A 12,141-nucleotide genomic window follows, 5' to 3' on the forward strand; every position below is an offset into this window, starting at 1 on the left:
AACTCATGATAAAACACCTAATATGGATATGCTTCTTAGCGCTTTTCTTGAGCGCATGTGGTGATACGAATAATCAGTATCAAAGTAAAGAGCAAGCTCAGCAAGCGTTGCAAACACTAAATCAATTTTTAAGACCAACAGGTGAAATTAAACCAGTTAACAAGCAACAGTTTCCATTCAGTGATGCGTATTTAAAAGAGCGCCACAGCATATATCAAGCAATGCAAACCCTTGAATTAACTCCTGTCGCTCAGCGCACATTGGATTACCTCATTATTGCAGAGCGTTTTCCGCAGCGTTACTTTACGTGGCCGGTGTATATTCCTGTGCTCGATAACATGCTTGCCTATAACCAGCAACACGATATTACTGCAAACATAAACAATTGGCTTAGTTTTACCCAGCAGCAGTTAATACTTGCTAAAGAGAGCAAACTTAGACTCAACTCAATCGAGCTTAATGCCTTACAAGCGCAGGTAACTAAAAATCTTGCTCGCGTTGATCTTCCAGAAAATCTTAAACACACTCTAACTGAATTTAATGATTATTTAGCGCTCTATGCACCCCGAGGTAGTGTTGGTTTACATGGCATATCAAATGGTGGGTCTTGGTATCAAAGTAAGTTAAATTACTTCTCAGGCGTCACTAAAGCACCAATAAATTGGCTAGTAGCAGTACAATCTCAGTTGAAGGAAATGCAGCAAGAAGCATATTCTATCCATGTAGCAGTTGATCATCGCTATTCCGTGCTTGCACAGCGTTTTGCATTGTCTAATAAAAAGCTTGTTGGCTTTGATTGGGCACAAGATTATCAGAGTCTGATAGGTTATGCTGGGCAAGCTGCAACAGGACTAAGTAATGAAGAGCGTACTTTTTGGTTAGCTATGATGGAAACCGATCTTGGCATACATTACCATGCTTGGACTGTCCAACAAGCGAAAGTTAATTTGCTTAAACGGCTGAAAATGACGCCACAACAAGTCGATTATTTAGTGGCTGATATCATTTTTTATCCGGCGCAAAGTTTTGCGTTTGCAACACTTTTAACAACTTCGTAAGTCCGCTTGCTGATTTTTATAGCCTTGGCTCGCAGTTGCCACAGCGCTGCGCTGTTGGATCGGCATTCAGCCGTTGCGAGTCAATTTTTTCTTCACAGTCACAGCAATAACCATATTGGCCGATATCGATTTGGCAGACCGCCGCTTCAAGTTGTTCTAAGCGTACTATGATATCTTTATATTCAGTGCCAAGTTGCTTTTGCGTAAGCTCTAACCATTGTTCAGGGTTATTTTTGTGCAAGGTTTCAGCTAGCGAGTGATGCGATTTGTTACTTGAGCTTGATAGTGTCGTAAGCAAGCACTGCCTTACTTGCTCTAACTCTGTATTAAGTCTTAGAAGGTGATGTTGAGCATTGATCATTGTCATTGTCCTCGTTGAGCAATGCTGCAGTATTCATTAATTTAAAAAAGCCGACTATGATGTGTGTCAAATTAAGGTGCGATAGCATATTTTTTCAAAACACCTGCAACATCTTCTTTTGTTTTAAGGCGCCTGATCTCATCGAATAAAGTATCGGCCTGGCTATATTGGCGCTTTAAATAGCCTAGCCACTGTTTAGTACGAGAAGCAAAATACTTTTCATCTTTCGCTGGGTCATGATGTATGGCTGAATGGATCAGATGATAGAGAATATGCTCCCACTGCAGGCCATCATAGTGCTCATCATTAAAGTGTGCTTTTATTTTACGTGCTAAATCAGGATGCGATAATGCACCGCGACCAAGCATTAAGTCTGTGCAACCACTACGTTGCTGGCAAAGTAGTGCATCTTCTACTTGCCAAATTTCACCATTTGCGACCACGGCGATGTTTTTATCTTTGATCAGTGGTGGAATCTTCTCCCAGTAAGCGGGCGGGTTATAACCGTCTCGCTTTGTACGGGCATGTATGGCAATACTATTGGCACCGGCACTGACAACGGCATCAACAATTTCTTGACTGTTACTGTCATCATCAAAACCTAAACGAATTTTAGCGCTTACTTGATGCTCGCTTGGCACGGCATCACGGACTGCTTTAATGATTTCATACATGTGTTCAGGATCTTTTAGTAGTACGGCGCCGCCTTTACTGCGATTGACTGTTTTAGCAGGGCAACCAAAATTAAGATCAACGCCGTGAGAGCCAAGCTCTATTACCTTGATTGCGTTTTCAGCCAATGCGTGTGCAACTTGGCCAAGTAATTGGATACGCACAGGAGTGCCTGAACGAGTGAAACCGTTATTATTTAGCTCTGGGCAATAGCGATGAAATACTTTATCAGGCAGGCAGGCATCAATAACACGAACAAATTCAGTGACGCATAAATCAAAACCGCCAATTTCGGTGAGTAGTTGACGCATTTTAAAATCGACAACCCCTTCCATAGGCGCTAAAACTAATTTCATGATAGGGGCACTTTGACTTTACATAAGGAGGCGTATTTTACCTGTAACATTGATAAATGCCAATTTTACTCCCATAGTTAACTCCAGTTTTGTACTCCTTTGTAGCGTTATCATCAATAATAAATAAAAATATGTGATTAAATGAAATATTATTTTTGTAGCAAGGTCTACTTAGTACAACCTTTGTATGTTTAGAGAGAGTCATAAAATGAATACACTTAAAAAAAATTCAATCGCGTTAACATTAGGCGCGGTAGTAGTAGGTAGCACAAGTTTTATTTCTGCAGATGTTCAAGCGAATCCGTTTGAATTTCAACAAATGGTAACGGGCTACCAAGTCGACGCGACAGAAGGAAAATGTGGCGAAGGTAAATGCGGTGGAGATGCTAAAACTAAAGACGACAAAGCTAAAAAAGAAGGTAAGTGCGGCGAAGGCAAATGTGGTGGCGATGCCAAACACGACAAAGCTAAAAAAGAAGGCAAGTGCGGCGAAGGCAAATGCGGTGGCGATGCTAAACATGACAAAGCTAAAAAAGAAGGCAAGTGCGGCGAAGGCAAATGCGGTGGCGATGCTAAACATGACAAAGCTAAAAAAGAAGGAAAGTGCGGCGAAGGCAAATGCGGCGGCGATGCTAAACACGATAAAGCAAAAAAAGAAGGTAAGTGCGGCGAAGGAAAATGTGGCGGCGACGCTAAACACGATAAAGCTAACAAAGAAGGTAAGTGCGGCGGCGATGCTAAAGCTAAAAAAGAAGGCAAATGCGGTAGCCATTAATTAGATAAGTTAAGTAACCTGCACTTTAGCTAAGTAGTATGTTTATAAAAGGGCCGCATTGTGGCCCTTTTAAATGAAGGAGTTGATATGACTGTATCTAGTAACAGTGAATTTGGCATGGTAGGGCTTGGGCTGCGTAGAGAAATGCTCGATGAATTGCTGATGCAGATACCAAAGCAAATTGATTTTATGGAAGTGGCGCCTGAGAACTGGTTAAAACTCGGTGGTCGCTTTGCTAAGCAGTTTAAGTCACTGACCGATACAAATAATTTTGTTTGTCATGGCTTGTCATTATCCATCGGCTCTCCTGAACCGTTAGATATTGAATTTGTTAAAGCATTAAAAGTCTTTTTCAAAGCACATAATGTTAAGCTTTTTAGTGAGCACCTTAGTTATTGTTCCGGCAGCGGCCACATGTATGATCTGATGCCGATCCCATTTACTGAAGCTGCGATTGCCCATGTTGTTGGGCGGATAAAACAGGTGCAAGATATTCTCGAGCAGCAAATAGCTATCGAAAATGTGTCTTATTATGCCGCACCTGGTCAGCAAATGAGCGAGTTAGAATTTACCACTGAAATATTACAGCAAGCTGATTGTAAGTTATTACTCGATGTAAATAATATTTATGTGAATTCGATAAATCATGGTTATGATGCAGAACATTTTCTAGCTAGCTTGCCATCGCAACGTATAGCGTATGGTCATGTCGCAGGGCATTTCAATGAGGCGGATGATTTACTTATTGATACTCACGGCGCTGACGTGATTGACCCTGTTTGGCAATTACTTGATCGTGCTTATCAACATCATGGAGTGTTTGCGACTTTATTGGAACGTGATTTTAATATTCCAGCTATCGCTGAGCTTACCAAAGAGCTGGATATAATTCATCAACTACAAGCCAAGCACGCAATAATACAGCGTAAAGAAAGTGCCTGATATGAATTTTATTGAAACCCAACAAGCGTTTATGGCGCATATTCGAGCGCCAGATACACAACCAAAGCCCGATGACATTGAAGAGCGTCGTATGGCGATCTACCGTGATTTATTTTTCAATAATATCAATGGCTTTATTTCCTCAGCATTTCCGGTTCTGAAAACACTCTACAGCGATAACAATTGGTTAAGATTAGTTCGCCAATTTTTTGCTGAACACGATTGTCAATCACCTTATTTTTTGGATATTGCTAGTGAGTTTATTGCGTATTTAAGTAGTGATTACCAATTGCAAGAAATTGATCCCCCCTTTATGCTTGAACTTGCTCATTATGAATGGATTGAGCTTGATGTCTCGGTTGCGCATGCGGATCCAACTGATTGCATCATTAATGCACCGCTGAGTAATGTGCCTCTTTATATGAGTAGTTGCGCGCGAAATTTAAGTTATCAGTTTGCTGTACAGCATATCAGTGTTGATTTTCAACCACAGCAGCCTAGTGAACAGCCTCATTATTTTGTGGTGTATCGCGATACCGATGACGAAGTACAATTTCTTGCTACCAATGCAATGACCGCATTATTACTGGCAATTATAGACACAACACCGAGTATCAAATTAGCTTCGTTGGTGGAGCAAGTTGCTTTACAAGCGCCGCAATTTACTACAGAACAGCTTGTTCAAGGTGCTACAGTAACATTACATGCAATGGCGGAACGTGGCGTTATCGTGACAAAAAATCACCCTTAAAGTCTTTATTGATTATTTTACATCGTCTATTATGTGCGCCTTAATTCGTCGCGCTTAATAAAAGGTAGTACCTATGTCAGAAGATAAAGATTTTAAAGATCCGTTTAATGCAATGTATTTTCTTGCGTTCTTAGCTGTGTTTGCAGGAATCGGCTGTTTAAATGCAATCCTAGGCTGGATCACCACAGTCTCTTAATTTAGCACTGCTAAATTATAATAAGGCTGTATATAATACAGTCTTATTACTTAATTATTTAACTTCTTACCGACAACTCATTTTTGTGATGTTATAATTGTCTGCTTTGTAATATTACAGATAAAACAGTTTAAATTATGACTCAAGTAACTCCATCTATCATTAAAGATAGCATAACTACTATTGCAGATTACCCTAAAGCAGGCATTATGTTCCGTGATGTAACTACGCTAATGGCTAATCCCGCTGCATTTCAAGCAACAATTAATGCATTTATTTCAGCTTATAAAGATCAAGGTTTTACCAAGATTATAGGTACTGAATCACGTGGTTTTATCTTCGGTGCGCCGCTTTCATATGCATTAGGTATTCCTTTTATTCCAGTGCGTAAACCGGGCAAACTGCCACGTGCAGTGATCTCTCAAGATTACCAGCTAGAATATGGTGAAGATGTATTAGAGCTGCATATAGATGCCATTGTCCCAGGTGACAAAGTGCTTTTAGTCGATGACTTATTAGCAACCGGCGGTACCATTGAAGCGACCGCTAAATTAGTCAATAAGCTGGGTGGTCATGCGACAGATGCAGCATTTGTAGTCTCTTTACCAGAACTTGGTGGCGAGCAACGCATTGCAAAAATGGGGATTAAAATCCTAAAATTGGTTGAATTCGAAGGCGAATAATTAATGAGTTATCAAGTCCTAGCGAGAAAATGGCGTCCACAGACCTTTCATGAATTGGTCGGTCAGTCCCATGTGAAACAAGCGCTTATTAATGCTTTAACACAAAACAGACTGCATCACGCTTATTTGTTCACTGGGACTCGCGGGGTGGGTAAAACCACCATCGCACGTATTTTTGCAAAAAGCTTAAATTGTGATGAAGGCATTTCGGCGCAACCGTGTGGCAAGTGTAGCAGCTGTATAGATATCGAAACTGGTCGTTATATTGACTTACTTGAAATAGATGCAGCATCGCGCACTAAAGTTGAAGATACCCGTGAGATATTGGATAACGTGCAGTACGCGCCAACTCGCGGTCGCTACAAAGTGTACCTGATCGATGAAGTACACATGCTTTCAAAGCATAGTTTCAATGCATTATTAAAAACCTTGGAAGAGCCGCCTGAGCACGTTAAGTTTTTATTAGCGACGACGGATCCACAGAAACTGCCTATCACCATTTTATCGCGTTGTTTGCAGTTTAATCTTAATGCGTTATCGCAACCTGAAATACTCCAACAACTTGAATATGTGTTAGGCGAAGAAAAATTAAGTTTTGAAACTCAAGCCCTGCAAATTATCGCCAAAGCGGCTGATGGCAGTATGCGTGATGCATTGAGTTTAACTGATCAAGCGATTGCTCAAACGAATGGTGATATTAAGCATCAAGCGGTGCAAGCAATGCTAGGGTTGATGGACAACCATTATAGCCAGCACTTGCTGGTTGCATTATTAGCCCAAGACGGCCATGCATTGATGGCGCAAATCGAGCAAGTTGCCAACCAAAACCCAAATTATATTGCTTTGTTAGATGATCTAATTGGCCTTACACATTTAGCACAATTAACCCAATTAGTGCCCGATGCCGCCAAGTTAGATGAATATAATCGCGAGTTTATTAATGAAGTAGCAAAGAGCTGCGATTCACAACAAATCCAAATTTATTATCAATTACTGCTTAATGGCAAAAAAGACTTACAATGGGCGCCAGAGCCTCGTTTAGGTTTTGAAATGGTTATGCTGCGCTTACTGGCATTTCAACCAGTTGATAGCCAAATGCTTGCAAGTACTGCGGCGCAGGCTCCAGCGGCCGATAACAACCGGTCTCGCTCAGCAGCATTGAGAGATATTCTCAATAAAAATAAGCCTGCAACACCACAGCCTGTTGATAACCAAGTATCATTGCCTCAAGCTGCACCGCTACAAACGACCGTGAGTGCGCCTGAACAAGCCGTTGCAACAACTGAACACTCTGTAACCAGTGAGCAAATTGCACCTGTCGATACGCAGCCAACTGTTACCACAGCACCACATACAAATTCGGGAATTATGCACGAAGCCGCGCATGGTAATGAGCATGATTCAGATGCTGAGCTTGAGCAACAATTAGTATCCCAATATGATGAGGTAATGAATAACGCATTGGAGCAGGGCTTTCATAGTGGCTTTGAGCATGCGCCAGAACAATCTTTACCTGAGCATCAATATAGCGCAGAGCAAACCGCTCCAGCACAAAATAACAGCTCATTCTCTGACTATTCAGATACCACAGATATTAGCCAAAAAGAAGCACAAGCGCAGTCCGCAATTGCACGTATTTTACGAGATAGAAATATTTCTGGTGCAGGTACGCTCTCTGGTGGTAAAACATCTGTGGCGCCATCAACGAATAAACCAGCTGCGGTTGAGCGCGGTACTGCGGTAAAAAAGTCACAGCCCCAGATAACGGGGGCAAGTAGTCAGCCTGAGACTGATGGTTACACGCCGAATATCGCCCCAAATAAGCGTGTGAAACCTGACTTTAAAGAAAAACATCAGACTATTACTGAGAATTTAGCACCGGAATTGCTAGAGCAAATTAATCCACAAAAAGTAGTTGCTGCACCTGATCCTGAAATAAATATTCAAATACCGGATGATTTTCAAAGCCCGATCAGCGATATTCGTTTTGCACATCAACAAGATGAGTGGGCATACTTAATTAAGCGGATGGGACTTGGCGGGCGGATGCGTCAATTTGCTTTGCATTCAATTTATTCAAAGCAACAACAACAGCTGCACTTAGAAGTGGATGAATCGCAAAAACATCTCGATACCCCTATGTTAAGACAAAAGCTTAGTGCGGCGCTGGCCAGTATTTACGGGTATAATGTTGAGCTGACAATCAATTTTGCCCCTGGGGTGATAGATTCGCCTTACTTAATTCAGCAAAAGATTGATGCAGGGCGCCATCAGCAAGCAATTGATGTGATCAACGGTGATGAAAATATCGTACAGTTACAGCAGCTATTTTCTGCAATTATCGATGAAAACAGTATTCAGGCATTGTAATTCACTGCAATAGCCCTTATCTTCATGGCAATTAGAAATAGAAAGAGAGAAAGTTATGTTTAAAGGTGGAATGGGTAACATGATGAAGCAAGCGCAGCAAATGCAAGAGCGCATGCAAAAAGCCCAAGACGAAATTGCTAGCTTAGAAGTGGTTGGTGAAGCAGGTGCTGGTTTAGTTAAAGTAACTATGCTTGGAAACCATAATGTTCGACGTGTTGAACTTGATGAAAGTTTAATGGAAGACGAAAAAGATCTTATTGAAGACTTACTTGCCGCTGCGTGTAATGACGCAGTTCGCCGTGTAGCAGAAGAAACACAAGAGCGCATGGGTAAAGTAACTGGCGGTATGCAATTACCACCAGGTATGAAAATGCCATTTTAAGATAAAATATGCAGCTTTCAGAGAGTTTAAACCAGCTAATTGAAGCATTGCGCTGTCAGCCGGGCATAGGCCCAAAGTCAGCGCAGCGCATCGCGTTCCATTTGCTTGAGCGTGACCGTAAGGGGGGCACTCAGCTTGGTAATGCACTTACCAAAGCGATGACTGCTATTGGACACTGTCAATCGTGTCGTACTTTTGCAGAGCAGCCGCAGTGTGAAATCTGTTTAAGCCCCAAACGTCAAGATAGCGGAATTTTATGTGTGGTTGAATCACCTACCGATGTGTTGGCGATTGAACAAACTGGCCAGTATAAAGGTTTGTACTTTGTATTGATGGGACATTTATCACCTATCGATGGTATTGGTCCAAATGAAATTGGCCTTGATATTCTTGAAAGTAAGTTGCAACAAGGTGGGATAAACGAGGTTATATTAGCGACCAACCCTACAGTTGAAGGGGAAACTACAGCGCATTATATTGCCCAGCTTTGTCACCGTTATAAAGTTGATGCATCGCGGATAGCCCATGGTATTCCGGTCGGTGGCGAACTTGATTTGCTCGATGGCATGACATTAATGCATGCATTTAGTGGCCGACGAGTGGTTAGTCAAAATTAGCTTTGCAGTTAAGTAAATAAATTCTTTGAAAGCGAAAAGCCTGCATTTGCAGGCTTTTTTATAGTCGCTCTAAAATAAAGCGACTCAGCTAAGCGCTAACCATACTCCAACGCCAACCATCAAACTGCCAGCGATGCGGTTCATCCACTTGATATTGTCACCTTGGTTTAAAAACAGCCGTAAACTTTTACCGCCAGTGGCATAGAGCATCATGCAAGTGAACTCGCTGAGCATAATGATGGCGACTAACATACTCAATTGTGGCGCAATCGCGTAGTCAATATTTATAAACGGCGGTAGCAGGGAAATCATAAACGCCCAGCCTTTAGGGTTGGCAATCGCGGTGATAAACCCTTGTGAGAATAGCGCTTGGCGAGATACTTTTAATTTACTGTCTGCGCCTAATTTGATGGTTGCTTTTGCTCGCCACATTGCAACCCCAATATAGACTAAATAACCTGCACCGAGCCATTTTAATACGCTAAAAAGTGTCGGGTAGTTGAGCATGATACTTGCCACCCCTGCGACTGCTGCAACAGCCACAATAGCAACGCCAAGTAATTCGCCAATCATCATCCACATAGTTCTGCGCACGCCAATACTCATTCCTAAGGTCATGGCTAAAGTCATACACATCCCAGGTGTAATAGAGACAAAAAAGAAGGTGGGTATAAATACCCCCAGGACTGCGAAGTCGAGCATGTAAGCATCCGTTAGTTGCTGTAATAGAATGCGCAATGGTAATTGTTTTTGAAAGGGTTAGAAACCAATTTGGGATGGTTAAGCACAATTAAGAGATTGTTAGCACTGGCGATAAAGCATAAACTGATTACTAATACGCAAGCTAATTTAGATCTTTGAGGAGCATGTAGCAGGAAGCTTCTATGCACTGATCACAAGCACTTATTTGTAAGTGGGTTTTAACAAATATATTTTTGCTTTGTTGGGTGCTTTGAATTAGGATCAAAACAGTTTAAAACCAAGAACTAATGCCCTGTGTCTAGATTATTTATTGCTATTATCATCATTTTCCTAAGTTTTACTGCGACTGCGGTTGAAGTTACTGATCTATATCAGGACGTATTAAAAGTATCTGACAAATCTCGCGATGCTCGACTCAGCGCCAGCCGAGAGGCGTTGCTCAATGTACTGGTTAAGGTTAGTGGCGATCCGAATGCGGATCAAAATCCAATCGCTCAGCAACGTAGTAAAGATATATCAGATTACATGCTCAAATTTGAATACGACGAAAAAGCCAATGGTCAACTTAATCTCGTGGTTAAATTTGAAGCAAATAAAATTAATGCACTCGTCAAAGAGCTTAATTTACCATTGTGGGGTACGCGTCGCCCGCTGGTGGCTATTTGGCTTGCCATTGAAGATAACTGGCGTCGTGAACTTGTTACCCAAGAAAGTTATCCGCAGCTAGAGCAACTAATTTATAGCACCGCAGCGCGACGTGGCTTGCCAGTCGTGGTACCGTTACTTGATTTACAAGACCGTGCATTAGTGGGAATACCTGAGGTGTGGGGTAATTTCTCCTCGCCAGTCGAACAGGCATCAAGCCGTTATATTGCAGAACGCAGTATTACCGCGCGTTTATACAAACAACCTGACAGCGAGATTTGGTTGTTGGATTGGCGCTTTACTAATGATGAGCTGTTTGAAGCAAATAGAGTAAGCGGTGATAAACAACAAGCCATAGCCTTAATGATCGACAGCTTAGCAGCTGGCTTGGCCAATGAATATGCGGTTGATCCAAATTCTACAACGCAGCTTGCCCAAGCGGTATTTAAATTAAAAGGCACCACTAACTTTGTCGATATTGAGTTGGCTAAACGTCAGCTTCAGAGCTTAAGCGTAGTTACCCAAGTGACAATTCGTTCTCGTACTGCTGATGTAGTTAGTTTTGCGATCAATCACACTGGTAGTATGCATGATTTACAAAAAGCCTTAGAGCTCGACCGTGCTTTTCAACCATTTGTTGATCCTCGTGCATTTTATCCCGTAGTAGCGCAAGACGATTTAGAATATCAATGGGTTGGTTTGTAATGCAGACAATTGAGCCGGTGCAAATGGCATTACCGGTAACGTTGCCGGATGATGAAACCTTTGCATCTTATTTTGGTGGTGAAAATTCACTGGAAGTGAGTCATTTAAAAAATGCTTTTAAAAGTTTAGCAACCACTTTTCAATATACATATTTATGTGGTTTAGGAGATTCGGGTAAATCACATTTACTGTATGCAACCTGTATTCATGCCCAAGAGCATGGCTTATCGACTATGCTGCTATCAATGCGCGAAGTGATTGATTTTGGCCCTATGGTGCTCGATGGCTTAGACGCGCTTGATGTGTTGTGTATTGATGATGTGCACTTAGTAGCTGGTAACGATGCGTGGGAAAAAGCGTTGTTTAATTTTTTTAACCGTTTTAACGAACCGGGTAAATGCTTAGTAGTGACAGCGGATCTGTTACCAGACATGCTTAACATTAACTTGCCGGATCTTGAGTCACGATTAAAATGGGGTACGACATTTCAAATCCGTTCTATGAGTGATGATGATAAAGCCGAAGCCTTAGTAAAGCGCGCCAATATGCGCGGTTTAGAGCTCAGTGATGAATGTGCGCGCTTTTTATTAACGCGTTTGAGTCGTGATATGCGAGCGTTACTTGATGTGCTTGATAAACTTGACCATGCCTCGATGGCTGCACAACGTAAATTGACAATTCCTTTCATAAAATCCACTCTAAAACTCTAGGGTCTGTTGGCCTTTGCGGATTAATATTTGTTCAAACTAGGGGCAATTTAATCGCGGCGCGAGGTTTGTAACCTAGTGGGCTAAGTAAAAGCCGAGCAAAGCTTCCGCGTCCTGCTCACGCCCCTTACTTACATCCATGTCATAGGTAAGATCTTAAGAAATTGAGTTGAAGCTCAATTCATGATCAAATGGTTGTTACCACACAAACCACAGAAT

General features: G+C 41.8%; 14 protein-coding genes. 11 read left to right on the forward strand and 3 right to left on the reverse strand.

From position 1 onward, the window contains the following. The first annotated feature begins 5 nt into the window (after positions 1-5). Entirely contained in the window at positions 6-1,058 is a 1,053-nt protein-coding gene (locus H5182_RS19550; protein WP_182735410.1) for a hypothetical protein, read from the forward strand. A gap of 16 nt (positions 1,059-1,074) precedes the next feature. Here H5182_RS19550 and H5182_RS19555 read toward each other — a convergent pair whose 3' ends face one another. Together H5182_RS19555 and H5182_RS19560 are read right to left on the reverse strand one after the other, a co-directional pair. Continuing rightward, the gene (locus H5182_RS19555; RefSeq protein ID WP_145241572.1) at positions 1,075-1,419 is read right to left on the reverse strand and encodes a TraR/DksA C4-type zinc finger protein; all 345 of its coding nucleotides are present in this window, start codon (positions 1,417-1,419) and stop codon (positions 1,075-1,077) included. A gap of 71 nt (positions 1,420-1,490) precedes the next feature. Continuing rightward, positions 1,491-2,447, reverse strand: coding sequence for a tRNA-dihydrouridine synthase (locus H5182_RS19560; protein WP_145241574.1), 957 nt, complete (start codon positions 2,445-2,447; stop codon positions 1,491-1,493). A gap of 208 nt (positions 2,448-2,655) precedes the next feature. On the opposite strand from H5182_RS19560, the gene H5182_RS19565 reads away from it, so the two are divergent. From H5182_RS19565 to recR, 8 genes are all read left to right on the forward strand, one after another. Then, positions 2,656-3,222, forward strand: a complete 567-nt coding sequence (locus tag H5182_RS19565; RefSeq protein ID WP_145241576.1) for a hypothetical protein — start codon at positions 2,656-2,658, stop codon at positions 3,220-3,222. Between the two features lie 117 nt (positions 3,223-3,339). Then, positions 3,340-4,164 carry a DUF692 domain-containing protein gene (locus tag H5182_RS19570; RefSeq protein ID WP_145241663.1) on the forward strand — a complete coding sequence of 275 codons (825 nt, stop codon included), beginning with the start codon at positions 3,340-3,342 and terminating at the stop codon, positions 4,162-4,164. 1 nt (position 4,165) lies between these two features. Next, the gene (locus H5182_RS19575; protein WP_182731897.1) at positions 4,166-4,915 is read left to right on the forward strand and encodes a DUF2063 domain-containing protein; all 750 of its coding nucleotides are present in this window, start codon (positions 4,166-4,168) and stop codon (positions 4,913-4,915) included. 73 nt (positions 4,916-4,988) lie between these two features. Further along, on the forward strand, positions 4,989-5,111 hold the full coding sequence (locus H5182_RS22425; RefSeq protein ID WP_257325665.1) for a hypothetical protein: 123 nt from the start codon (positions 4,989-4,991) through the stop codon (positions 5,109-5,111). Positions 5,112-5,248: 137 nt separating this feature from the next. After that, positions 5,249-5,794, forward strand: a complete 546-nt coding sequence (gene apt / locus H5182_RS19580) for an adenine phosphoribosyltransferase (protein ID WP_145241580.1) — start codon at positions 5,249-5,251, stop codon at positions 5,792-5,794. A 3-nt stretch (positions 5,795-5,797) separates the two neighbouring features. Next, positions 5,798-8,164 carry a DNA polymerase III subunit gamma/tau gene (gene dnaX / locus H5182_RS19585; protein WP_182760476.1) on the forward strand — a complete coding sequence of 789 codons (2,367 nt, stop codon included), beginning with the start codon at positions 5,798-5,800 and terminating at the stop codon, positions 8,162-8,164. A gap of 55 nt (positions 8,165-8,219) precedes the next feature. Next, entirely contained in the window at positions 8,220-8,546 is a 327-nt protein-coding gene (locus H5182_RS19590; RefSeq protein ID WP_145241584.1) for a YbaB/EbfC family nucleoid-associated protein, read from the forward strand. 8 nt (positions 8,547-8,554) lie between these two features. Next, positions 8,555-9,163, forward strand: a complete 609-nt coding sequence (recR, locus tag H5182_RS19595; RefSeq protein WP_145241586.1) for a recombination mediator RecR — start codon at positions 8,555-8,557, stop codon at positions 9,161-9,163. An 84-nt stretch (positions 9,164-9,247) separates the two neighbouring features. Here recR and H5182_RS19600 read toward each other — a convergent pair whose 3' ends face one another. After that, on the reverse strand, positions 9,248-9,865 hold the full coding sequence (locus tag H5182_RS19600; protein ID WP_145241588.1) for a LysE family translocator: 618 nt from the start codon (positions 9,863-9,865) through the stop codon (positions 9,248-9,250). A gap of 294 nt (positions 9,866-10,159) precedes the next feature. Between H5182_RS19600 and H5182_RS19605 the strand changes: the two genes are divergently transcribed. Then, complete coding sequence (locus tag H5182_RS19605; protein ID WP_182760477.1) at positions 10,160-11,215, forward strand: DUF2066 domain-containing protein; 1,056 nt, start codon at positions 10,160-10,162, stop codon at positions 11,213-11,215. Continuing rightward, a complete protein-coding gene (hda, locus tag H5182_RS19610; protein ID WP_182731917.1) occupies positions 11,215-11,925 on the forward strand; it encodes a DnaA inactivator Hda in 711 nt (236 codons plus the stop codon). The genes H5182_RS19605 and hda overlap by 1 nt, the downstream gene beginning before the upstream one ends. Positions 11,926-12,141 lie beyond the last annotated feature (216 nt).

The sequence above is a fragment of the Pseudoalteromonas sp. SG44-17 genome, from assembly GCF_014164235.1.
Taxonomy (GTDB): Bacteria; Pseudomonadota; Gammaproteobacteria; order Enterobacterales; family Alteromonadaceae; genus Pseudoalteromonas; species Pseudoalteromonas rhizosphaerae.

What these genes read in the sequence shown, in the direction of transcription:
- H5182_RS19550 (WP_182735410.1), top strand. Translation starts at nt 6, where the DNA reads ATGATAAAACACCTAATATGGATATGCTTCTTAGCGCTTTTCTTGAGC.
- H5182_RS19555 (WP_145241572.1), bottom strand. Translation starts at nt 1,419, where the DNA reads ATGATCAATGCTCAACATCACCTTCTAAGACTTAATACAGAGTTAGAG.
- H5182_RS19560 (WP_145241574.1), bottom strand. Translation starts at nt 2,447, where the DNA reads ATGAAATTAGTTTTAGCGCCTATGGAAGGGGTTGTCGATTTTAAAATG.
- H5182_RS19565 (WP_145241576.1), top strand. Translation starts at nt 2,656, where the DNA reads ATGAATACACTTAAAAAAAATTCAATCGCGTTAACATTAGGCGCGGTA.
- H5182_RS19570 (WP_145241663.1), top strand. Translation starts at nt 3,340, where the DNA reads ATGGTAGGGCTTGGGCTGCGTAGAGAAATGCTCGATGAATTGCTGATG.
- H5182_RS19575 (WP_182731897.1), top strand. Translation starts at nt 4,166, where the DNA reads ATGAATTTTATTGAAACCCAACAAGCGTTTATGGCGCATATTCGAGCG.
- H5182_RS22425 (WP_257325665.1), top strand. Translation starts at nt 4,989, where the DNA reads ATGTCAGAAGATAAAGATTTTAAAGATCCGTTTAATGCAATGTATTTT.
- apt (WP_145241580.1), top strand. Translation starts at nt 5,249, where the DNA reads ATGACTCAAGTAACTCCATCTATCATTAAAGATAGCATAACTACTATT.
- dnaX (WP_182760476.1), top strand. Translation starts at nt 5,798, where the DNA reads ATGAGTTATCAAGTCCTAGCGAGAAAATGGCGTCCACAGACCTTTCAT.
- H5182_RS19590 (WP_145241584.1), top strand. Translation starts at nt 8,220, where the DNA reads ATGTTTAAAGGTGGAATGGGTAACATGATGAAGCAAGCGCAGCAAATG.
- recR (WP_145241586.1), top strand. Translation starts at nt 8,555, where the DNA reads ATGCAGCTTTCAGAGAGTTTAAACCAGCTAATTGAAGCATTGCGCTGT.
- H5182_RS19600 (WP_145241588.1), bottom strand. Translation starts at nt 9,865, where the DNA reads ATGCTCGACTTCGCAGTCCTGGGGGTATTTATACCCACCTTCTTTTTT.
- hda (WP_182731917.1), top strand. Translation starts at nt 11,215, where the DNA reads ATGCAGACAATTGAGCCGGTGCAAATGGCATTACCGGTAACGTTGCCG.